24 protein-coding genes are annotated in these 21,762 nt (G+C 67.2%); 16 read left to right on the forward strand and 8 right to left on the reverse strand.

The annotated features are described in order from the left end of the window. Positions 1-11 precede the first annotated feature (11 nt). The 14 genes from cobO (at position 12) to PTT45_RS15910 (ending at position 11,243) form a co-directional block, all read left to right on the forward strand. Positions 12-623: a cob(I)yrinic acid a,c-diamide adenosyltransferase gene (cobO, locus tag PTT45_RS15845; RefSeq protein WP_273814523.1), complete on the forward strand. Its 612-nt coding sequence runs from the start codon at positions 12-14 to the stop codon at positions 621-623. Beyond that, positions 620-1,912, forward strand: coding sequence for a cobyrinate a,c-diamide synthase (locus PTT45_RS15850; protein WP_273814524.1), 1,293 nt, complete (start codon positions 620-622; stop codon positions 1,910-1,912). Before cobO ends, PTT45_RS15850 begins: the two co-directional genes overlap by 4 nt. Further along, positions 1,909-2,559 carry a 5,6-dimethylbenzimidazole synthase gene (bluB, locus tag PTT45_RS15855; protein ID WP_273814526.1) on the forward strand — a complete coding sequence of 217 codons (651 nt, stop codon included), beginning with the start codon at positions 1,909-1,911 and terminating at the stop codon, positions 2,557-2,559. Before PTT45_RS15850 ends, bluB begins: the two co-directional genes overlap by 4 nt. Then, the gene (gene cbiB, locus PTT45_RS15860) at positions 2,556-3,461 is read left to right on the forward strand and encodes an adenosylcobinamide-phosphate synthase CbiB (protein WP_273814527.1); all 906 of its coding nucleotides are present in this window, start codon (positions 2,556-2,558) and stop codon (positions 3,459-3,461) included. The genes bluB and cbiB overlap by 4 nt, the downstream gene beginning before the upstream one ends. After that, entirely contained in the window at positions 3,454-4,440 is a 987-nt protein-coding gene (cobD, locus tag PTT45_RS15865) for a threonine-phosphate decarboxylase CobD (RefSeq protein ID WP_273814529.1), read from the forward strand. The genes cbiB and cobD overlap by 8 nt, the downstream gene beginning before the upstream one ends. Next, positions 4,437-5,897, forward strand: a complete 1,461-nt coding sequence (locus tag PTT45_RS15870; protein WP_273814531.1) for a cobyric acid synthase — start codon at positions 4,437-4,439, stop codon at positions 5,895-5,897. The genes cobD and PTT45_RS15870 overlap by 4 nt, the downstream gene beginning before the upstream one ends. A 10-nt stretch (positions 5,898-5,907) precedes the next feature. Beyond that, on the forward strand, positions 5,908-6,429 hold the full coding sequence (gene cobU / locus PTT45_RS15875) for a bifunctional adenosylcobinamide kinase/adenosylcobinamide-phosphate guanylyltransferase (RefSeq protein WP_273814533.1): 522 nt from the start codon (positions 5,908-5,910) through the stop codon (positions 6,427-6,429). Beyond that, positions 6,426-7,481, forward strand: a complete 1,056-nt coding sequence (gene cobT / locus PTT45_RS15880) for a nicotinate-nucleotide--dimethylbenzimidazole phosphoribosyltransferase (protein WP_273814535.1) — start codon at positions 6,426-6,428, stop codon at positions 7,479-7,481. The genes cobU and cobT overlap by 4 nt, the downstream gene beginning before the upstream one ends. Beyond that, positions 7,478-8,050 carry an alpha-ribazole phosphatase family protein gene (cobC, locus tag PTT45_RS15885; RefSeq protein ID WP_273814537.1) on the forward strand — a complete coding sequence of 191 codons (573 nt, stop codon included), beginning with the start codon at positions 7,478-7,480 and terminating at the stop codon, positions 8,048-8,050. Before cobT ends, cobC begins: the two co-directional genes overlap by 4 nt. Further along, positions 8,050-8,787, forward strand: a complete 738-nt coding sequence (locus tag PTT45_RS15890; protein WP_273814539.1) for an adenosylcobinamide-GDP ribazoletransferase — start codon at positions 8,050-8,052, stop codon at positions 8,785-8,787. Before cobC ends, PTT45_RS15890 begins: the two co-directional genes overlap by 1 nt. 72 nt (positions 8,788-8,859) lie before the next feature. After that, positions 8,860-9,273, forward strand: coding sequence for a MarR family winged helix-turn-helix transcriptional regulator (locus tag PTT45_RS15895; RefSeq protein ID WP_273814540.1), 414 nt, complete (start codon positions 8,860-8,862; stop codon positions 9,271-9,273). 27 nt (positions 9,274-9,300) lie between these two features. Beyond that, positions 9,301-10,509, forward strand: a complete 1,209-nt coding sequence (locus PTT45_RS15900) for an MFS transporter (protein ID WP_273814541.1) — start codon at positions 9,301-9,303, stop codon at positions 10,507-10,509. Continuing rightward, entirely contained in the window at positions 10,506-10,628 is a 123-nt protein-coding gene (locus PTT45_RS15905) for a hypothetical protein (protein WP_273814542.1), read from the forward strand. Before PTT45_RS15900 ends, PTT45_RS15905 begins: the two co-directional genes overlap by 4 nt. A gap of 63 nt (positions 10,629-10,691) precedes the next feature. After that, entirely contained in the window at positions 10,692-11,243 is a 552-nt protein-coding gene (locus PTT45_RS15910) for a glutathione peroxidase (RefSeq protein ID WP_273814543.1), read from the forward strand. A 59-nt stretch (positions 11,244-11,302) separates the two neighbouring features. Here PTT45_RS15910 and PTT45_RS15915 read toward each other — a convergent pair whose 3' ends face one another. The 3 genes from PTT45_RS15915 to PTT45_RS15925 all read right to left on the reverse strand — a co-directional run bounded on the left by PTT45_RS15915 (position 11,303) and on the right by PTT45_RS15925 (position 14,123). After that, positions 11,303-12,571 carry an outer membrane protein transport protein gene (locus PTT45_RS15915; protein WP_273814545.1) on the reverse strand — a complete coding sequence of 423 codons (1,269 nt, stop codon included), beginning with the start codon at positions 12,569-12,571 and terminating at the stop codon, positions 11,303-11,305. A gap of 150 nt (positions 12,572-12,721) precedes the next feature. Beyond that, complete coding sequence (locus PTT45_RS15920) at positions 12,722-13,201, reverse strand: hypothetical protein (RefSeq protein WP_273814546.1); 480 nt, start codon at positions 13,199-13,201, stop codon at positions 12,722-12,724. A gap of 244 nt (positions 13,202-13,445) precedes the next feature. Beyond that, on the reverse strand, positions 13,446-14,123 hold the full coding sequence (locus PTT45_RS15925; RefSeq protein WP_273814549.1) for a polysaccharide lyase family 7 protein: 678 nt from the start codon (positions 14,121-14,123) through the stop codon (positions 13,446-13,448). A gap of 550 nt (positions 14,124-14,673) precedes the next feature. Here PTT45_RS15925 and PTT45_RS15930 point away from each other — a divergent pair. Continuing rightward, positions 14,674-16,035 (forward strand): choice-of-anchor Q domain-containing protein, encoded by a 1,362-nt coding sequence (locus PTT45_RS15930; RefSeq protein WP_273814550.1) that lies wholly within the window; start codon positions 14,674-14,676, stop codon positions 16,033-16,035. Between the two features lie 6 nt (positions 16,036-16,041). Here PTT45_RS15930 and PTT45_RS15935 read toward each other — a convergent pair whose 3' ends face one another. The 3 genes from PTT45_RS15935 to PTT45_RS15945 form a co-directional block, all read right to left on the reverse strand. Then, a complete protein-coding gene (locus tag PTT45_RS15935) occupies positions 16,042-18,579 on the reverse strand; it encodes a penicillin acylase family protein (RefSeq protein ID WP_273814551.1) in 2,538 nt (845 codons plus the stop codon). 111 nt (positions 18,580-18,690) lie between these two features. Next, positions 18,691-18,891 carry an SEC-C metal-binding domain-containing protein gene (locus PTT45_RS15940; protein ID WP_081963338.1) on the reverse strand — a complete coding sequence of 67 codons (201 nt, stop codon included), beginning with the start codon at positions 18,889-18,891 and terminating at the stop codon, positions 18,691-18,693. Positions 18,892-18,896: 5 nt separating this feature from the next. Further along, positions 18,897-19,391 (reverse strand): LEA type 2 family protein, encoded by a 495-nt coding sequence (locus PTT45_RS15945; RefSeq protein WP_273814553.1) that lies wholly within the window; start codon positions 19,389-19,391, stop codon positions 18,897-18,899. Between the two features lie 113 nt (positions 19,392-19,504). Here PTT45_RS15945 and PTT45_RS15950 point away from each other — a divergent pair, with 113 nt between their 5' ends. Next, positions 19,505-20,074 (forward strand): hypothetical protein, encoded by a 570-nt coding sequence (locus PTT45_RS15950; protein WP_273814555.1) that lies wholly within the window; start codon positions 19,505-19,507, stop codon positions 20,072-20,074. A gap of 39 nt (positions 20,075-20,113) precedes the next feature. Here PTT45_RS15950 and PTT45_RS15955 read toward each other — a convergent pair whose 3' ends face one another. Beyond that, positions 20,114-21,229, reverse strand: a complete 1,116-nt coding sequence (locus PTT45_RS15955) for a hypothetical protein (protein WP_273814557.1) — start codon at positions 21,227-21,229, stop codon at positions 20,114-20,116. 62 nt (positions 21,230-21,291) lie between these two features. Further along, positions 21,292-21,762: a YchJ family protein gene (locus PTT45_RS15960; protein ID WP_273814559.1), complete on the reverse strand. Its 471-nt coding sequence runs from the start codon at positions 21,760-21,762 to the stop codon at positions 21,292-21,294.

Below are 21,762 nucleotides of genomic sequence, written 5' to 3' on the forward strand. Positions count from 1 at the left end.
AGGAGTCCGAGATGAGCGAATCGGCCGAGCGCGATGCCCGCCACCTTGCCCGCATGCAGCGCAAGAAGGCGCTTATCGACGAGAAGATTGCCCAGGCCCAGGACGAGTACGGCCTGCTGCTGGTGCATTCCGGCAACGGCAAGGGCAAGAGCAGCTCGGCCTTCGGCATGGTCGCTCGTGCGCTGGGCCACGGCATGAAGGTCGGCGTGGTGCAGTTCATCAAGGGCGCCGCCAGCACTGGCGAGGAAGCCTTCTTCCGCCGTTTCCCCGACGAGGTGCAGTGGTTCGTGATGGGCGAGGGCTTCACCTGGGAGACCCAGGATCGCCAGCGCGACATCGCCATGGCCGGCGAGGCCTGGCAGGTGGCGCGCCGCCTGCTGGCCGACGAGAACATCGGCCTGGTGGTGCTGGACGAGCTGAACATCGCCCTCAAGCACGGCTATCTGCAGCTGGACGACGTACTCGCCGATATCGAGGCACGCCCGCTGCTGCAGCATGTGGTGGTGACCGGCCGTGGCGCACAGCCGGGGCTGATCGAGGCAGCCGATACGGTGACCGAGATGAGCCTGATCAAGCACGCCTTCAAGGCCGGGGTTAAAGCTCAGAAGGGAGTGGAGTTTTGACTGCACGCCAATGCCCGGCCCTGCTGATCGCCGCTCCCGCCTCGGGGCAGGGCAAGACCACTGTCACCGCCGCCCTGGCGCGCCTGCACAGCCGTGCCGGCAGGCGCGTGCGGGTGTTCAAGTGTGGCCCGGACTTTCTCGACCCGATGATCCTCGCCCGCGCCAGCGGCGCTCCGGTGTACCAGCTGGACCTGTGGATGGTCGGTGAGGAAGAGTGTCGGCGCCTGCTCTGGCAAGCGGCCGGCGAGGCTGACCTGATCCTGATCGAGGGGGTCATGGGCCTGTTCGACGGCGCGCCCTCGGCCGCCGACCTGGCGCGGCGCTTCGGCGTGCCGGTGCTGGGGGTGATCGAAGCCGGCGCCATGGCGCAGACCTTCGGCGCCCTGGCCTATGGCCTGGCGCACTTCCAGCCCGACCTGCCGTTCGCCGGGGTGCTGGCCAACCGCACCGGCAGTGAGCGCCACAACGGCATCCTGCGTGACAGCCTGCCGCCCGACATCCGCTGGTTCGGCGGCCTGCCGCGCTCTGCCGCGCTGGAGTTGCCTCGTCGTCACCTGGGACTGATCCAGGCCGAGGAGCTGGCCGATCTGGATGCCCGTCTGGACGCCGCCGCCGATGCCCTGCTGGCCAGCGCCGGCGAGCTGCTGCCCGAGCCGCTGAGCTTTGCCGAACCGCAGGTGCAGGCCCTCGAGCCGCTGCTGGCCGGCGTGCGCATTGGCGTGGCCCGCGACACCAGCTTCGCCTTCCTCTACCAGGCCAATCTCGATCTGCTGCGCGCGCTGGGTGCCGAGCTGGTGTTCTTCTCGCCACTGGCCGACCAGGCTCTGCCGGACGTGCACAGCTTGTATCTGCCCGGCGGCTATCCCGAACTGCACCTGCAGGCCCTGGCCGGCAACCGCGCGATGCTGCAGGCGATCCGCGCGCATCATGCCGCCGGCAAGCCGCTGCTCGCCGAATGCGGCGGCATGCTCTACCTGCTCGAGGCGCTGACCGACAAGCAGGGCGAGGGCGCCGAGCTGCTCGGCCTGCTGCCGGGCACCGCGCGCATGCAGCCACGCCTGGCGGCCCTGGCCCTGCAACAGGTGGAACTGCCGGAAGGCGCTCTACGCGGGCATACTTACCACCATTCCGTGCTGGACTGCGCCCAGGCGCCGCTGGCCCGTGGCGCTTGCCCGAATGGCAAGCCGGTGGCCGAGGCGGTATTCCGCAGCGGGCGCCTGACCGCTTCCTATATCCACTTCTATCTGCCGTCCAACCCCAGGGCGGCGGCCGAGCTACTGCTGCCATGAGTGACCACGCCTTCAGCCCCGAGGAGCGCGCCGCGGTGTACCGCGCCATCGCCGAGCGCCGCGACATGCGCCACTTCGTCGGTGGCGAGGTGGCGCCGGAGCTGCTCGCGCGCCTGCTGCAGGCGGCCCACCAGGCGCCCAGCGTCGGCCTGATGCAGCCCTGGCGCTTCATTCGCATCACTCGGCCGGAGCTGCGCGCAGGCATCCAGGCGCTGGTCGAGGTCGAGCGGGTGAAGACCGCCGAGACCCTCGGCGAACGTAGCGACGAATTCATGCGGCTCAAGGTCGAGGGCATCGGCGACTGCGCCGAGTTGCTGGTGGCGGCGCTGATGGAGGGCCGCGAGGCTCATGTGTTCGGCCGTCGCACGCTGCCGCAGATGGACCTGGCCTCGCTCAGCTGCGCGATCCAGAACCTCTGGCTGGCGGCTCGCGCCGAGGGCCTGGGCCTGGGCTGGGTGTCGCTGTTCGATCCGCTCGAACTGGCCCGGCTGCTCGGCATGCCGGCCGGCAGCCAGCCGGTGGCGGTGCTGTGCCTGGGGCCGGTCGGCGAGTTCTACGAGCAGCCCATGCTGGTGCAGGAAGGCTGGGCCCGCGAGCGGCCGCTGGACGAGCTGGTCTTCGCCGACCACTGGGGACAGCGATCTTGAGTATGGCGCTGACTGCCCTGGCCGGGGTCGGCCTGGACGCCTGGCTCGGCGAGCCGCGGCGCTGGCACCCGCTGGTGGGCTTCGGCGACCTGGCGGGACGCATCGAGCAACGCCTCAACGCCGGTGGCCGTGGCTGGCGCAGCCATGGCGTGACGGGCTGGTGCCTGGCGGTGCTGCCGCCGGTGCTGCTGGTCTGGCTGCTGAGCCTGTCCGGCCTGGGCTGGCTGGTCGAGGTCCTCGCCCTGTATTTCGCCATCGGCCTGAAGAGCCTTGGTGAGCATGCGCTACCGGTGGCCCAGGCGCTGCGCCTGGGCGATCTGCCCGCCGCGCGCCAGCGCGTCGGCTACCTGGTCAGCCGGCGCACCGCCGAGCTGGACGCCACCGGCGTGGCCCGTGCCGGCACCGAGTCGGTGTTGGAGAACGGCTCCGACGCGGTGTTCGCCGCGCTGTTCTGGTTCTGCCTGCTCGGTGCGCCGGGCGTGGTGCTGTATCGACTGAGCAACACCCTGGACGCCATGTGGGGCTATCGCAACGAGCGCTTCGAGCGCTTCGGCTGGGCTGCGGCGCGCATCGATGACGTGCTCAATTACCTCCCCGCACGCCTGGTGGCGCTGACCTATGCGCTGCTCGGCAGGACCGGCATGGCCCTGCGCTGCTGGCGCCGCCAGGCGCCACTGTGGGATAGCCCCAATGCCGGCCCGGTAATGGCTGCCGGCGCCGGCGCGCTGGGCGTCAGCCTGGGTGGCGCGGCCGTCTACCACGGTGTCGAGGAGCAGCGCCCGCAGCTGGGCGAGGGCGCTCCTGCCCGGGCGCGCGATATCGAGCGGGCCATCAATCTGGTGTATGGCGGCGTGGCCCTGTGGCTGCTTCTGCTGCTGGCAGGAGGCTTGTACCTTGCTTGATCACGGCGGTCGGTTGCGCGAAGCGGCGCAGCGCTACGGCATTCCCCTGACTGACTGGCTCGACCTGTCCACCGGCATCGCCCCCTATGGCTGGCCGCTGCCGCCGGTGCCGGACAGCGCCTGGCTGCGCCTGCCCGAACTCGACGACGGCCTGGAGGCCGCCGCCCGCGACTATTATGGAGTGCCGGCCTTGCTGCCGGTCGCCGGCTCGCAGGCGGCGATCCAGGCGTTGCCGCGCCTGCGCCGGCAGGGCCGGCGCGTCGGCATCGTCTCGCCGGCCTATGCCGAGCATGCCGAGGCCTGGCGCCGTGAGGGTCATCAGGTGATCGAGCTGAGCGAAGGGGCGGTCGAGCGCAGCCTGGATCGCCTCGACGTGCTGTTGGTGGTCAACCCGAACAATCCCACGGGGCGGCTGATCGAGCGCGAGCGCCTGCTCGATTGGCATGCGCGGCTGGCGACGCGCGATGGCTGGCTGGTGGTCGACGAGGCCTTCATGGACTGCACGCCGGAGCACAGCCTGGGCGCCGACAGCGGCCTGCCACGGCTGGTGGTGCTGCGCTCGTTCGGCAAGTTCTTCGGCATGGCCGGCATCCGCCTGGGCTTCGTGCTGGCCGAGCCCGAGATTCTCGAGCGCCTGAACGAGTTGCTCGGCCCGTGGACGGTCAGCGGTCCGGCGCGGGTGGTGGCCAAGGCGCTGTTGAACGATGTCGATGGTCAACGTCAGCAGCGCGAGCGCCTGCGCGCCGATGGCTTGCGCCTGGCCCTATTGCTCAGTGCCTATGGCCTGGCGCCAGCCGGCGGCACGGCGTTGTTCCAGCTGGCGCCTCATCAGCAGGCGGTAGGGCTGCATGGCTACTTCGCCCGGCGCGGCATTCTCCTGCGCCTGTTCGCCGAGACCCGCTGCCTGCGTATTGGCCTGCCCGGCGACGAGGCTGGCTGGCAGCGCCTGGAGCAGGCACTGCAGGAGATGCCGCGATGACTGCCTCGGCCACCCTGATGATCCAGGGCACCACCTCGGACGCCGGCAAGAGCACTCTGGTGACCGCCCTGTGCCGCTGGCTGCAACGCCAGGGCGTCAGCGTCGTGCCGTTCAAGCCGCAGAATATGGCGCTCAACTCCGCCGTCACCGATGACGGCGGCGAGATCGGTCGCGCCCAGGCGGTGCAGGCCCAGGCCGCTGGCCTCGCGCCGCACACCGACATGAACCCGGTGCTGCTCAAGCCCAACTCCGACACCGGCGCCCAGGTGATCATCCAGGGCCGCGCCATCGGCAACATGAACGCCGTGGCCTACCACGACTACAAGCGCGTCGCTCGCGAGGCGGTGCTCGAGTCCCATGCCCGCCTTGCCGCGCAATACCCGGTGGTGATGGTGGAGGGCGCCGGCTCGCCGGCCGAGATCAACCTGCGCGCCGGCGACATCGCCAACATGGGCTTCGCCGAGGCGGTGGATTGCCCGGTGCTGCTGATCGCCGATATCGACAAGGGCGGCGTGTTCGCCCACCTGGTCGGTACCCTGGAGCTGCTCTCGCCCAGCGAGCAGGCGCGGGTCAAGGGCTTCGTGATCAACCGCTTCCGTGGCGATATCGCCCTGCTGCAGCCTGGGCTGGATTGGCTGGAACAGCGCACCGGCAAGCCGGTGCTCGGCGTGCTGCCCTACCTGATGGACTTCCACCTGGAGGCCGAGGACGCGGTGCAGGTGCTGCAGCCGGACAAGGAGCGCGAGGTGCTGCGCGTCGCCGTGCCGGTGCTGCCGCGTATCAGCAACCACACCGACTTCGACCCGCTGCGCCTGCACCCGCAGGTGGATCTGCAGTTCATCGGCCCCGGCCAGGCGATTCCGCCGGCCGACCTGATCATCCTGCCTGGCTCGAAGAGCGTACGCGCCGACCTGGCGCGCCTGCGCGAGCATGGCTGGGACGCGGCCATCGCGCGTCACCTGCGCTACGGCGGCAAGGTCCTCGGCATCTGCGGCGGCCTGCAGATGCTCGGCACGCGCATCGACGATCCGCATGGGCTGGAGGGCCCGGCCGGCAGCAGCGCAGGGCTTGGCCTGCTTGACTACGCCACCGTGCTGGAGCCGGAGAAGCAGCTGCGCAATGTGCGCGGCCGCCTGACTCTGGGCGAACTAGACGTCAGCGGCTACGAGATACACGCCGGGGTCAGCTCCGGCCCGGCGCTGAACACGCCCGCCGTGCGCCTGGACGACGGCCGCGCCGACGGCGCCATCAGTGCCGACGGCCAGGTCATGGCCACCTACCTGCACGGCCTGTTCGAGCAGCCGGCCGCCTGCGCCGCGCTGCTGCGCTGGGCCGGCCTGCGCGAGGCACGCCAGGTGGATTACCATGCGCGCCGCGAACGTGACATCGAGCGCCTGGCCGATCTGGTCGAGGCGCATCTGGATACCCGCCTGCTCCGCGAGCTGTGCGGCCTGTAAGAGGCAAACCATGCTCGAACTGATCCTGGGGGGCGCCCGCTCCGGCAAGAGCCGCCTGGCCGAGAAGCTGGCGGCGGACAGCGGCCTGGAGGTCACCTATATCGCCACCGGGCAGGCCTGGGACGGCGAGATGGCCAAGCGCATCGCCCACCATCGCAGCACACGCCCGGCCGAGTGGGGCCTGGTTGAGGAGCCCCTCGAACTGGCCCGCGCCCTGCGCGACAATGCCGCCCCCGAGCGCTGCCTGCTGGTCGACTGCCTGACCCTGTGGCTGACCAACCTGCTGATGCTGGAAGACGAGACCCGCCTGGCCATGCAGCGCGATGCCTTCCTCGAGGCGCTGGGCGAGCTGCCCGGGCGCATCATCCTGGTCAGCAACGAGACCGGCCTGGGCGTGGTGCCGCTCGGCGAGCTGACCCGACGCTACGTCGACGAGGCCGGCTGGCTGCACCAGGCCTTGGCCGAGCGCGCCGAGCGCGTGCAGTTCTGCGTTGCCGGCCTGCCCATGCTGCTCAAAGGAGCGCCGCTATGACTTCTTCATTCTGGTGGCAGCAGGCCTGCCGCCAACCCGATGCCGCCGCCGAAGCCGCTGCCCTGGCGCGCCAGGCGCAACTGACCAAACCGACCGGCGCCCTCGGTGCGCTGGAGGCGCTGGCCGTGCGCCTGGCCGCACTGCAGGGGCGCGAGAAGCCGGACATTCGCAGTCCGCAACTAGTGCTGTTCGCCGGTGACCATGGCGTGGTCGCCGAGGGTGTTTCGGCCTACCCGCAGGCGGTGACCGCGCAGATGCTCGGCAACTTCGTCGCCGGCGGCGCCGCCGTCAGCGTGCTGGCCCGCGAGCAGGGCGTGCCGTTGCGCCTGGTCGACCTGGGCACCATCGATCTCGCCCTCGAACTGCCAGGCGTACGCCACCTGCGCCTCGGCGCCGGCACCGCCAACTTCGCCGTCGAGCCGGCGATGACGGCCGAGCAGTGCGCCGCCGCGCTGCAGGCCGGCCGTGATGCGGCGCAGGAAGCGCTAGCCGCGGGCTGCGACCTGCTGCTGGCCGGCGAGATGGGCATCGGCAATACCAGCGCCGCCACGGCCCTGGCCTGCGCCCTGAGCGATCTCACACCGGGCCAATTGACCGGCCCCGGCACCGGCCTGGATGGCGCCGGCGTCAGCCACAAGCAGGCGGTGATCGAGCGCGCCCTGGCCCTGCATGGCGCAGCGCTTGCCGATCCCTTTGAGGCGCTGCGCCGGGTCGGTGGCTTCGAGCTGGCGGCCCTCGCCGGTGCTTATCTGGCCTGTGCCCAGGCCAGCATTCCGGCCGTGGTCGACGGCTTCATCTGCAGCGCGGCGGCCCTGTGCGCCGTGCGCCTGAACCCTGGCGTGCAGCCCTGGCTGCTGTTCGCCCATGCCGGCGCCGAGCCGGGCCACGCCGCGTTGCTGGCCGAGCTCGATGCCGCACCGCTGCTCGACCTCGGCCTACGCCTGGGCGAGGGCAGCGGTGCTGCGCTGGCGCTGCCCCTGATCAAGCTTGCCTGTGTGTTGCACGGCGGCATGGCTACCTTTTCTGAAGCTCTGGTTGAGGACAAACAATGACCCTATCCCTGGATATGTTGCGCCACGGCGTGACCGACGCCGGCCCCGGCTTTCGTGGCAGCAGCGACGACGCGCTGACCGAGCAGGGCCGCCAGCAGATGCAGCAGGCCCTGGCCGGCAAGAGTGGCTGGGACCTGGTGATCAGCTCGCCGCTGCAGCGTTGCGAGTCCTTCGCTCGTCAGTTCGCCGAAGCCAACGGCTTGCCGCTGCGCATCGAGGCCGATCTGCGTGAGCTGCACTTCGGCGCCTGGGAGGGCCGCAACTCGGCCGAGGTGTTGCTGGAGGACCCGGAGGCCCTCGGCAAGTTCTGGAACGATCCCTACCGCTTCACCCCGCCGGAAGCTGAGCCGGTCAAGGACTTCGCCAAGCGCGTGCTGGGCGCCGTCGAGCGCCTGCAGGCCGAGCTGGATGGCCAGCGCTTGCTGCTGGTGACCCATGGCGGCGTGATGCGCCTGCTGCTGGCTCGCGCGCGCAACCTGCCGGAGAACCAGCTGCTGCAGGTGGATGTCGGCTATGGCGCGCTGCATGGCCTGCAGGTCGAGGCCGGTCTGCAGCTGAGCGAAGCCTGATGCTGCCGCAGCCGCTGCTGATCGCCCTGCAGTTCCTCACGCGCTTGCCGGTACGTCTGCCCGGCATGCCGGAGGCGCAGCAGATCGGCCGCTCGCTGCTCTGGTATCCACTGGTGGGGTTGCTGCTCGGCGGCCTGTTGCTGGGGCTGCACGGGCTGCTCGGCAGCACACCGGCGCTGCTGCAGGCGGCCATTCTGCTGGCGGTCTGGGTGGGGCTTAGTGGTGGCCTGCATCTGGATGGCCTGGCCGACACGGCCGATGCCTGGGTGGGCGGCTACGGTGATCGCGAGCGTACGCTGGCGATCATGAAGGACCCGCGCAGCGGCCCCATCGCGGTGGTCGTGCTGCTGTTGGTGCTGCTGCTCAAATTCGCCGCTCTGGTCGTGTTGCTCGAGCGCGGCGCCTGGGCCGGGCTGCTGCTGGCGCCCTGGCTCGGTCGTGCGCTGCTGCCGCTGCTGTTCCTGACCACCGCCTATGTGCGAGCCGGCGGCCTGGGCGCGGCACTGGCCGAGCATCTGCCACGCGAGCGTCTGCCGCTGGTGCTGGCGGTGCATGGCCTGGCCATGCTGCTGCTCGGCTGGAGCGGGCTGTTGGCGCTGCTCGCCGCCGCGCTGGTGTTCTGCCTGCTGCGCCGTGCCTTCGTCCCGCGCCTGGGCGGCACCACCGGCGACACCGCCGGCGCCCTGCTGGAAGTGGCCGAATGCGCGGTGCTGCTGAGCCTCGCCTTGTTCCTCTGATTCATCTGTTCCGCTGCCTTATCGCGCAACTGTAACTGCCTGTTCGGCGAGTACGGGTATATACCTGTATCCATGTTGCCGACCCAATGCCTGTGTACCAAGTTGCGCCGTGCCAGCCGCTGCGTGACCCGCATCTACGACGAAGCCCTGGCCGATGTCGGGCTCAATGCCGCCCAGTTTTCCTTGCTGCGTAACCTGCAGCGTCTGCAAAGCCCGAGCATTTCCATGCTGGCCGAGGCCATGGGCCTGGACCGCAGCACGCTCGGCCGCAACCTGCGGGTGGTGGAGGGCATGGGCCTGGTGCAGCTGGGCGGCGGTGCCGACCAGCGCAGCCGCGAGGTGCTGCTGAGCGAAGCCGGCCGGCAGGTGCTGGAGCGGGGCGCAGCACTCTGGGAACGGGCGCAGCAGGAAGTGGCGCTGCGCCTGGGCGCGGACAAGCGAGCGGCGCTGATGTTGCTGCTGGACGATCTGGAAACCATCGACTGACGGGCCGCTGCCCGTGGAGACAACGACATGAGCAATCCGTGGCGCACGGCGGCCTGGCTATTGGTAGGGGCTTCGCTGATCCTCGCCCTGTCCCTCGGCATCCGGCATGGCTTCGGCCTGTTCCTCGGGCCGATGAGCAGCGAGTTCGGCTGGGGGCGCGAGGTGTTCGCCTTCGCCATCGCCCTGCAGAACCTGATCTGGGGCCTGGCCCAGCCGATCACCGGCGCCATCGCCGACCGCTTCGGCGCGCGGCGGGTGATCATCGGCGGCGGGCTGCTCTATGCCGCCGGTCTGGGCCTGATGGCGGTGTCCGACTCGGCGCTGTCGCTATCGCTGAGCGCTGGTCTGTTGATCGGTATCGGCCTGTCCGGCACCTCGTTCTCGGTGATGCTCGGCGTGGTTGGTCGCGCGTTGCCGCCGGAGAAGCGCAGCATCGGCATGGGCATCGCCGCTGCCGCCGGCTCCTTCGGCCAGTTCGCCATGCTGCCCGGCAGCCTGGGCCTGATCGGCTGGCTCGGCTGGTCCTCGGCGCTGCTCGCGCTGGCCATGCTGGTGGCGCTGATCGCACCGCTGGCGCTGATGGTGCGCGACACGCCGCTGCCGGCCCCGGCGGGCGGCGAGCAGAGCCTGGGCGAGGCGCTGCGCGAGGCCTGCTCGCATTCCGGTTTCTGGCTGCTGGCGCTGGGCTTCTTCGTCTGCGGCTTCCAGGTGGTGTTCATCGGCGTGCACCTGCCGTCGTATCTGGTCGACCAGCATCTGCCTGCATCGGTGGGCACCACCGTGCTGGCGCTGGTGGGCCTGTTCAACGTGTTCGGCACCTATGTTGCCGGCTGGCTGGGCGGGCGGCTGTCCAAGCCCAAACTGCTCACCGGCCTGTATCTGGCGCGCACGCTGGTGATCGTCGCCTTCGTCTACCTGCCGCTCTCCGAATGGAGCGCCTATGCCTTCGGCATGGCCATGGGCTTCCTCTGGCTGTCCACCGTGCCGCTGACCAATGGCACCGTGGCTACCCTGTTCGGGGTACGCAACCTGTCCATGCTCGGCGGCATCGTGTTCCTGTTCCACCAGCTGGGCTCCTTCCTCGGCGGCTGGCTGGGTGGCTACCTGTACGACCATACCGGTAGCTATGAGGTGGTCTGGCAGCTGTCGATCCTCTTCGGCCTGATGGCGGCGGCGCTCAACTGGCCGGTGCGTGAAGAGCCAGTCGCGCGCCTGCGCGGTGCGGAGCCGGCATGAGTCGCAGGGCCGGCCTGGGTCTTCTGGCGCTACTGGTCGCCGGCCTGCTGGCGCTGGCCTGGTGGGGCTGGAGCCGCGCCGGCCTGGCCCTGCTGCAGTTGAACATGAGCCTGTGCTGAAGATTGCCGCAGCGGCCGTGGGCGCGTAGCGTGGACGGCATGACCGAATAGGAGTCCGTCGTCATGTTGCCGCGAATCGCCTCGCTGTCCCTGCTTTGCCTGCTGTCCTCGCCGTTGTGGGCGGCTGACTGTCCGCCGCTGCTCAAGGACCAGGGCGAATTGCAGCAGTTGCGCTCGAAGGAGCGTATCGACCTGTGCCAGCGCTTCGCCGGCAAGCCGCTGCTGGTGATCAATACCGCCAGCCATTGCGGCTTCACTCCGCAGTTCAAGGGCCTCGAGGCGCTCTATCAGCGCTACAAGGGGCAGGGGCTGGAAGTGCTCGGCGTGCCGTCCGATGATTTTCGCCAGGAAGCCGATAGCTCCGAGGGAACGGCCAAGATCTGCTTCATCGACTATGGCGTGACCTTCGCCATGAGCGAGCCGCAGGCGGTCAGTGGTGACGATGCGGTGCCGCTGTTCCGTGAGCTGGCCGAGCAGAGCAGTGCGCCGCGCTGGAACTTCTACAAGTACGTGGTGGGGCGCGATGGCAAGGTGATCGCCAGTTTCTCCAGCCTGACCAAGCCGGACGACGAGGACCTGATCGAGGCGATCGACAAGGCCATCGCCCAGCAGTGAATCGACGGGCATGAAAAAGCCGGGCAGATGCCCGGCTTTTTCGTTGCTGCCTACTGCGCTTAGAAGCGGTAGGTGGCTTGCAGGCCCAGGCCGTGGGCGCTGTTCTTGTACTCGGCGCTGAAGCCCGGAGCGATTTCCACGCCGCCCAGTTCGGTGGCGGGCTGGTCGACCTTGGCGGGATTCTCGCGCAGGTACGAGTAAGCCACGTCGATGGTCAGGTCGGGGTTCGGCGACCAGCCAGCACCCAAGGAGAACACTTTGCGGTTGCCGACCGGGATACGCACGGTACGGTGGGCGTTTTCGGCCGGGGACGGATCGAGGGCCAGGCCGGTACGCAGCACCCACTGCGGGTTCAACTGGTAGGTGGCGCCAATGGCATAGGACCAGGTGTCGTGCCACTTCAGCTCTTCGCTGACTTCGTCGAGCAGGCCCAGCGGGGTGCCGTTGTTCTCGACCACGATTTCCTGCAGGCGGCTCCAGCGGGTCCAGGTGGCGCCAGCGTGGAAGGTCCATTTGTCGTCGAACTGGTAGGTGAGCGACGTGTCGACGCTTTCCGGGGTGGTGAAGTCCAGGGTGGCGTCGTACTGGCCGTTGAACAGCGCGGTCAGGCCGTTGCCGCCGCTGACGCGGGTACGGCCTTCCAGGGTGTAGTCGACCTTGGAGTGGTAGGTCAGGCCCCAGGCCAGCTGGTCGGTCACGTCGACCAGCACGCCAGCGTTGAAGCCGTAGCCTACGTCGTCACCCTTGATGCCGACCTTGGTCTCGCCGGCGCCGCCCACGGCGGTGTTGTCCAGCTTGTTGGTCAGCTTGCCCTTGATCTTGTTGATGGTCGGGCCGAAGCCGACGGACACGCGATCATTGACCTGGTAGCTCAGGGTCGGCTGTACGGTGACCACTTCCACCTTGCTGTACAGGCCCTTGTAGCGACCGCCGAAGCTCTTCTCGGAGTCGTTGATCAGGGCGAAGGGGACGTACATGCCCAGGCCCCAGCTGAATTTCTCGTCGATCGGGCTGGCGTAGTAGGCGAACGGAACCGGAGTCATCGGCACCATGTCGCCCTTGGCGGTCTGGTCACTGGCGTGGTCGATATCGACGTTGGCCTTGATCAGGCCGAAACCGCCGACCATCTCCGCGCGCTTGAGCTTGCTCAGACCAGCCGGGTTGCCGTACAGGACGCTGGCGTCGTTGACCGAGGAAGAACGGCCGGCGAAGGAGGTGCCCATGCCGCTGACGCTTTGCTCGTTAATGGCAATTCCGTTGCCCAGGCTGTGAGTGGAAACCGCACCGACGGCGAGTGCGAGAGAGGTCTTCAACCAGAGTTTTTTCATTAGTAAGCTCACGGAATGCAAAACGAGGGGCGGCAAGCTACGCGTTTTGCTACGCCTTGCCAACCGCTCTGCGACGGGAATTTCGTGATGATTTGTGAAAATGATTTTGCCGATGGAACTGACTTATAGGTCAGTAAAAACGCGATTGGTTCAAGCGGCGCGAGGCTGTTGGGCGACGAACTGCTGCCAGGCCTGAATGAAGTCGCGTAGCTGCCCCTGAGGCTGGAAAACCCGCCGCCAGATGCGAGCCATGCCGTGCAAGTCATCCTCGGCCGGCAGTGCCGCGTGCTCCGCCTCGACCAGCAGCCAGGCAATCGCCGTGGCATAGCGCAGGTTGACGGTCAACTCGAGGTGCGGCGCGGCGAGGAAGGCATGCTGGCTGGCCAGGCCGCGGACCAGGCTGGCCAGGTCCGGGTCGCGGGCCAAGTGTTGGTCCCACAGTTGTTCGTGGCGCTGCTCGCTGATGCGGTAGAGGCCATGGCCGCGCTGGTCGTCCAGCGCGCTACCCAGTGCGGACTGGCTGGCGGCGGCGCCCAGCAGCAGGGCTTCGGCGGTTGGGGAATGGCGCCCTATATAAAGCAGGGTAGGGCGGATCACGTGTTGGCAGAGATCGCTGGCGGCAATTCCCATAAGGCCCTCGTGAAAGGTGCCGGCGGGGTCAGATGCCTGGCAGCTGTTCTTGGTTCTAATAAAGACCCCGCCGGAAGCGGGGTTAGCCGCTCGATTTGAAGTGTAGTGCTACAAATCGAGCGTAAAGGGTTGTTTTTAAATTGTTTCAGCCTTTCTTGGCGGGCTGATATGACTGCGCGCGATTAAAAAATGATCAGTTACTCGTCCAGGTAGCCAGAGGGGGCTGGCTACCTGGTTGGGTTGCTTAGAGGTGCTCGATCTTCAGGCTGGTGAACTGCGCGCTGCCGGCTTCGGTGTTGTCGCCGACGTTGTCCTGCACATAGCTGCCTGCCTTGAAGTACATGGTCTGAGCGTCCCAGCTCGGGTCCAGCTTGGCGGACCACTTCACCTGCGCAGCGCTCGGCAGCTTGGCGTACACCGCCAGGGTGCCGCCCGGAGTCAGGCGGATGGTGTAGCTGAAGCTCTGCCCCAGCGGCACGTTGCGCAGCACGATGGCCTTGCTGGTGTCGATGCCCGGCTTCAGGCGGTAGATCGCGGTGACGCTGCCGGTCTTGGCCGCGGCGCTGTACTCGTACTGCAGCTTGATGGGCGGATCGTCGCCTTCCACGTTGTGGATCTGGCCGATCACCACTTTGCCGGTGGACGGTACCTGGGTGACCTTCAGCGTCGCGCGCAGGTAGTTGTCCGCTTCCTTGTACTTCCAGTTGCGCAGCTTGCCATCGGCATAGGTCTCGCGCAGTTCGCTGCGCGGGTACTTGGCGCTCTTGGTGGTGGTGCCGTCGACCGGAGCCCAGAAGAACAGGGTGCCATTGATGTTCTTGAAGTAGTCGTCCTGATAGCCAGAAACGAGCAGGGGGGTGGTGATGGTGGTGGCCGGCTCGCCGACGGGGATGGACAGGTTCCAGGTGTTCAGGTCGATCATGGTGCGTAACGTGCTCCGGAAGAAAAATCGAAAAACTCATTCGAAGCGCAGGTCGATCCCGACTTGAAAAACTGCCTAGCCGCCCTGCCAGTTACATGCACATGGAATGAAGCTCTTGCATGCCTGGCCGGTGGATTGGCTGGGCACGGAGCGCTTTATACGGAGCAGTCGGGACTTTGATAATTACCGTTTGTCGCTATATTGACGTCCAAAAATTGGCGGTAATTTGGCGGTATTTCCAGAATTTCTATTGCCTTGATCCACAAGGTTTTTCCGTCACAGCGAAACGGGTAGCGCAACGGCGTATATGGATGCTGGCGAAATGCCGAGGGCGACGAACGGAAAGCACCGCCCTAGAGCGGTTTGTGAAGCGATTCTTAACTCGTCTAACAGCGCCTTTCGAGGTTGTGTGATAGCCGTCACGCAGGGTTGCGAACTGGGGTCCGTTTTGCCTGTCTAGCGATAGCTGCTCATCGGCCGTTAGCCGGATGACGGTGCCGGAAGCCGAGCATTCTCCGACTGGAAATCTCAACGCCTCTAGAGAATCGTCATGCCCGGCCTCTCTCGCCTGTCCTCTCTTGTTCTTGCTACCGCCTTTGCGCCGTTGGCCGAGGCCGCCACGTTTATCGTGAGCAATACCCAGGATTTATTCCGTCCGGCTTGTACCAGCGACTGTTCGCTGCGCGAGGCCATTTACCAGGCCAACAACAACCCCGGCCCCGACCGTATCGAGCTACACCCCGGTTTCTATGTGCTGAGCCTGTCCGACCCGGTGTGGAACGCCGACGAGGAATCCGACCCGGACGAGGACGCCGGGGTGCGCGGCGACCTGGACATCGATGGCGAGCTGACCATAGTCGGCGCCAACTCCAACTACGCATCCACCTTCATCCAGGGTGTCTCCGACCGCCTGATCGAGGTGCTGCCCGGCGCCCGTCTCAATCTGCGTCACCTCAGCCTGATCGAAGGCCGTGCCGACACCTACGGCGGCGCCATCCGCAACGACGGCGAGGCGGTCATCGCCTTCGTCGGTTTCTACAACAATCGCGCCACGCCGGGCATTCAGGGCAAAGGCGGAGCCATCGCCAACTTCGGCGATCTCAGCGTCAGCTTCAGTCTGTTCAGTGGCAACAACTCCAACGGCGACGAGGGCTTCACGGGTCGTGGCGGGGCCATCTACAACCTCGGCACGCTGCTGGTGCGCGACACCCACTTCAACAACAACAGCGTCACTGACAACGACGTCGACTACGCCCACGGAGGGGCCATCTACAACGAGGGCCTGGCCGACATCGCCCGCTCTTCCTTCGTCGACAACCTCGCCGGGCAGTACGGTGGCGGCGGTGGTGGGGCGGCAATCGTCAACAATGAGAGCGGCGTGCTGCAGCTGGTCAACAGCACGATCAGCGAGAACCACGGCACCGACACCAACGGCGTGGTCGCCAACGGCCTGTTCGGCCACATGCCGACAGGGGCCCAGGCGAAGATGCTGTTGAGCCACGTCACCATCGCCGGCAATCACGGGCTGGGGCTGAGCAACCTGGGCAGCCTGACGGTGCGCAACAGCATCGTCGCCGGGAACCTGCTCGACCAGCTGGCGGCGGATTGCAATGATCAGGGCGTGAGCTACCGGGCCCTGGGGCTGCTGGCCGGAAGAGGCGGCGGCTGTACCCGGAGCAGTGTCCGGGTGGCGCTCGAGCGAGTGTTCACCTCGGTGCTGATTCCGCAGCTGCGCAGTACCCGCCCCTGGGACGGGCTGGACACGCTGTACTACGAGCTGCGCAGCATCAGCCCGGCGCTGGACGCCGCCCTGGCTTCCTGCGCCAGCCATGACCAGCGCCACGGCGAGCGGCCGAAGGATAGCGACGGTGACGGCAGCGCTGTCTGCGACCTCGGCGCTTACGAGCTTTGAGCCCCTTCAGCGGCCCGGGGTCAGCAGCAGGCGCTTGCTACCGTAGACCTTGTCGACGTTGCGGTTCTGGAACGGGAAGCTCATGTAGCCGCCCTTGAGCCAGGCGTCGATGCCGTCGGCGTAGTGCGGGCTGGCCGGGTTGCCGGACTGGCCGGAGCTGTTGACCCCGATCATCGGCTCTTCCAGGCCGAAGTCGACGACGATGCGCATGGCCGGGATCAGCCACACATTGAAGTCCTTGCCCCATTCGTAGGCGGCCACGTTGAGGGTGCCGTGGTCGCCGCCGGCCGGGTAGGGGCCGCGGTTCAGGTAGCCGCTGATGGCCTCGATGCCGCTGCGCTGGCTGGCGCTCAGGTAGGGCGCCATCTTGGTGGCTTCGCTGGTCCAGTTGTACTGGTGCAGCTTGCCCCATTGCCAGGCGCTGCGATTGGCGCCGAGCTTGCCTTCCAGGTAGCTGACGGCACCGGCCAGGCTGCGTGCCATGATCGCCGGCTTGTCTTCCTTCTGCGCGGTCTTCACGTTGTCCCAGAACGGGCTGTCGTCGCGACCGAGCAGGTGGTCGGCTTGTGCCGAGTAGCTGTTGTTGGCGGTGTCCACCAGGGCTTGCCAGGCCGGCGAGGTTTCCGGGCCCAGCTCGTCGAGGAAGGTCTGCCGTGCGCTCTCGTGCAGGAACGCGCTGTACAGCGCCGCGTCCGCCGAGGTGGCGGCCATGCGCCCGTCGAAGGCCATCAGGCGCTTGTAGGCTTCTTCGGCTTTGGCACGCTCGGCGGCGGGCAGGGCGGCGATGGCCTTCTGCAGTGGCGCGGCCATGTTCGGTGCATCCAGCATCGCCTGTAGCTTGCCGGCGAAGGGCGTGGTCTGGTCGTACTGCATGGCGATCATGCTCTTCTGGTCCTGGCGCTTGCCGCCGGCCAGCTGCGCGATGCGCTCGGCACGCTCCGGGTAGAACCAGGAGTTGGACAGCTGCATGCCATAGCCGCGCGGCACCGTGCGGTGGTTGGCGGTGCCCAGCCAGCCCTGCATCGGGTCCTGGTCGTAGGGGTGCAGCATGGGATCGGCGTAGCCGTCCCAGTCGTAGGCGCCATCCCAGCCCGGTGACGGCACCAGGCCGGTGCCCTGCTTGCGGTTGGGGTAGCGGCCGGTGACCTGCCAGCCGATGTGCTGGGCGTCGGCGAACACGATGTTCAGCGCCATGGCGCGCACCTCGCGGGTGGCCTCGAAGGCCTGCTCTACCGACTGGGCGCGGGACAGATCGAAGAAGGCGTCGATCGAGCGATCGGCCTCGTTCTGGATGCTGTGCAGCGCCAGGCCGTAGCCGCTGGAGAACTGCAGCGGCTGCATGGCCGTCTTGCGTTCGCCCAGGGCAGAGTTGAGCAGCGGGCCGTGGCGGGTTTCCCAGATGGTCTCGCGGATCGGCCGCTGGCCCTTGATGAAGAAGGTCTCCTGGCGCTCGCGGGCCGGCTGCCACTTGCCGTCGGCCATGTAGTAGAGGCGGCCGCCCTCGCGCTTGACCTTCTCCAGGAACAGGTCCTGGTTGTCGCCCATGACCATGGTCATGCCCCAGGCGAGCTTGCCGTTGAAGCCGGCGACCACGGCCGGTACCCCGGCGATGGATACGCCGGCGGCCTGGAATTTCGGCGAGCGGATCTGCACGAAGTTCCAGATCGAGGGCATCGACAGCGGTAGGTGGGTGTCGTTGGCCAGCAGACTCTTGCCGCTGCGGCTGTTCTGCGGGGCGATGGCCCAGTTGTTGGAAGCGGCAACGCCGAGCATGTTCAGCGCGGCCACCTGGCCGGCGGCGTCGTTCACCGCGGCCAGGCCCGGAATCTTGCCGGCCAGGCTCAGGCCGCGCAGTTTCTCGGCTTCCTCGAAGGGCAATGGCTCGTCCGGATAGCTCGGCAGCAGCCAGGCCAGCTTGTCGGCGCCGACCTTGTCGGTGAGGGTGAGGGCGGCGATCTCTTCCTGCAGGTTCACCGACAGGCCGAAGTTGAGCAGGCAGAACAGCAGTACCGAGTCTTCCGGCTTCCAGTAGGCCGGGCGGTAGCCGCTCTCGGCCAGGTCCATCGGCAGCTTGTCTTTGTAGCGGAACAGATAGGCGTTGACGCCGCGGGAGTAGACCTCGAAGAACTTCTTGATCCGTGGCGAGGCGTTCTTGTACAGCACCTCGGCGCTGGCGCGCAGGTTGACCGTGCGCATGAAACGGTCGATTTCCAGCACGCCGGGGCCGTTCATCTCGGCCAGGCGGCCCTCGGCCAGCAGGCGCATGCCGACCATCTGGCTGAGGCGATCGGCGGCGTGCACGTAGCCCAGGGTGAACAGGGCGTCATGGAAGGTGGTGGTCTCTATCAGCGGCATGCCCAGCGCGTTGCGCCGGACTACCACGCTCTGCGCCAGGCCCTGGACGCGGACGATGCCCTGGTCCGGGTGCACGCTGTCGGCATAGCGGCCATTGAGGAAGGACTGGCAGCCGCTGAGGAACAGGGTGCTGCACAAGGTGGCAGCGGCGGCGATGAACAGCGGGCGGGAAACGAGGCGCGAACCCATGGCTGGCTCCTGGCGCAGGGAGACGGATGATGGGTGCGGATTGTAGAGGGCGAATGCGTCGGGGAGTAGGGGCGCGGCAGGGCGAGAAGCCCTGCCGGCGGGTAGTTCAGATCAGGCGCCGTGGCACTTCTTGAACTTCTTCTGGCTGCCGCAGGGGCAAGGATCGTTGCGGCCGACTTCTTTCAGCGGGTTGCGCACCGGCTCCTGGTGGTGATGGTTGCAGTGCGGACCGTGCACATGACCGTCGTCATCGTGGTGGTGATCGTGGTCGTGGTTGCAGTCGGGGCCGTGTACGTGGGGTTGCTGAGTCATGAAACTCACTCCGGGATGTAATCGCCGGGGATTATCTCGCCATTGCGCTGCATATGCACGTTGCGGCCGAAGAACAGGCCGGTCTTCACCTCGCCGTTCAGGCGATAACGAATCGGCTGGTCAGGCTCCTCGAGGGATTTGACGATGCCCTTCACATGGCGCCACAGGTTGGTGCGCACCGGTACCTCGAACTCGGTGCGGCCGTGGGCAGGCACGCTGAACCATTCGCTGGACTCGCCTTCGGCCAGCTTGATGTCGTTCAGGTGGATGGCGTAGACCAGGCCACGTACCGGCAGGTCGGAGTCGTTGGGGTTGTCGATGCGAAAGCGCAGGGAGAACTGCTGTTCCAGCAGCTTGGCCTTGATCACGTCGACCTTGACCAGGTGGACCTCGGGGTTCCGGAAGTCACCACCGAACCAGCCGGCGCATCCCCACAGGCTCGCGCAGAGGCTGGTGATGACCGCCAAGTAGATGGTGCGTGCTCGTACCCATGAAAGCATGCTGTGACTCCATTGGACGTCCCCAGTGTAACAAGCGGCTGCTTGGCAACCACAAGCTGTTCGCGGAAAAAAACTGCGCCATACTGGCGGCAGAATTGGACAGGAGTGTGACCATGAGTCTCTACGAGATCGCCTTTGCTGGGCAGGTGGTGCCGGGTGCGCCGCTGGAGCAGGTAAAGGAGAATCTGGCGCGGTTGTTCCAGGCGGATGCCCAGCGCATCGCCCTGCTGTTTTCCGGGCGGCGCATCGTGATCAAGAGCGGCCTGGATGCTGCCGGCGCCGAGAAATATCGCGCGACCATGGAACGTGCTGGTGCCGTGGCCATCGTCCAGTCGCTGCAGGTGGAGGAGGTCGAACTGGCGCCGCCGCCCGCGCCGGCTCCAGTCGCTCCAGCCCCAGCCCCGGTGGCTGCCGCTGCCGTTGCGGCGCCAGTGCCGAGCGCGGGCTCTGCGCGGGTAATTCCGCGTGATGAGTACATGGCCGCCTTCAGCGACGTGGAGGCACCGGACTTCGGCATCGCGCCGGTCGGCGCCGATCTGCAGGACGCCAAGGCCGAGGCGCAGGCGCCGCAGGTCGATCTCTCGCAGTTCAGCCTGGCGCCGGTAGGCAGTGACATGGGGCAGGCCAAGGGGGCGCCGGCCGCACCGCCGCCGGACACCTCGCACCTCAAGCTGCAGGAATAAGAACGAGGCCCGCGATTGCGGGCCTCGTTTCATCTGGCGTCAGCTCTCGCTGGTGCTGCACTTGGCCTGGGCCTGGGGCGGCGTCAGGCTGCGGATCGAGGTGTAGAACAGCTCGCAGGTCTGCACCTTGTCCGTCACCTGCCACTTCTGCGTGCAGCTGTCCAGCATCTGCTGCGGGTCGGTTGCGGGGTTCTGGCCCATGCCGGCCTGCCAGCAGGCGGCGCTGATGTCCTGACCCATGACCTTGAGCCCGGCGGCATCGGCTTTCGCCTGGTCGCCGCCATAGTTTTCCGGATCGGCCGCGTACCAGATGTAGCTCGGGTGGTTGGCTCCGAGCACCGGCACACTCTGGCCTGGCACCGGGCTGATCTCGTCCAGGCCTAGCACGCCGATGTTCACCTTGTACTGGCTGTTGACCCAGCTGCGCACCGGTCCGCCGAAGGCGACCATGGGCAGCGGGGTGCCGCTGCCTGCAGTGAGCTGGGCGACCATGGTGGTCTGGTAGTCGGTGAAGTAGCCGTAGACCCCTTCCAGGTCGCCACCGGCGCTGGCCGGTGCGGCGATCGGGGCGATGTCGATGATGGTCTGGTAGGCAGGCGTCTGCGCCGTCGCCACACCGTTCTCGGTGAGCAGTGAGGCCCAGCGGTCGGTGGTCTTGGATTCGAGGTAATCCTGGGCCTGGGTCAGCGAGTAGTCCGGCGGGAAGTGCAGCAGCTCGACGCTCTTGCGGTTTTCCAGGGCCATGCCAAGGGGCAGGAAGAAGTACCAGCTGAACTGCCACTTGCCATCGCCATTGAGTTTGCTGGCGCCGTCGAAGGCCAGGTCGCCGGCATTGAGCAGGTTGGTCAGCGGCGCGCCGTAGGTGGTCGGGACGCCAGTGAAGCTGGCCGACAACATGTCGCCGTCGCGGCTCACCGCGACCGTGGCGTCGGCGTAGCCGTCACGCTGCAGGCTCTGTTTGAGGTAGTGCTCGGCGGTCTGTTCGAGGGTCCAGTCGCGGTAACAGATGACGCTGCAGTTGTTGGGGTAGGCAAATAGCCGGGTGGCCCGTTCGCTGCTGCCCAGGCTGACCTGCAGCGCTTCCGCATGGGCCTGGATGGCGCCGGCAACCAGCAATGCGGCCAGCATGGCCCGTATTCCACTGTGCTTGTGCATCTACTTCTCCTTGTTGGCCCGGCCCCCGCCGGGTTCTGGCCAACAAATGAAGCAGAGTTTGGTCAGCTCAGATAGCCGCTACAGCACTTCTTGAATTTCTGCCCGCCACCGCAGGGGCAGGGATCGTTGCGACCCGCCTTGAGTGGTGTGGTGGGGTCGAGGAAGTACCAGCGTCCGTCGCGCTGGACGAAGGATGAGCGCTCGCGATGGCTGTGTTCGCCGCTACCGTCGTGCCAGCGTGCGGTGAAAGTGACGAAGGCATGCTCGGGTTGCGCCCCGACCAGCTCGCTACTTTCCACCTCCAGGCCCAGCCAGGTGCTGCCCAGGCTCCAGGCCCGCATGCTCTCGCTGTCCAGCGCCGTCTGTTGGGCGGGCAGGGTGGTAGCTATCAGGTAATCGACCAGGCCGAGTACGTAGGCGCTGTAGCGCGAACGCATCAGGTGCTCGGCGCTCGGCGCTGGCGTGCCTTGGTGGTAGTGGCCGCAGCAGGTCTCCAGCGAACTGCCGCTACCGCAGGGGCAGGCTTGGCTCAT

It is taken from the genome of Pseudomonas sp. Gutcm_11s (assembly GCF_028649395.1).
GTDB lineage: Bacteria > Pseudomonadota > Gammaproteobacteria > Pseudomonadales > Pseudomonadaceae > Aquipseudomonas.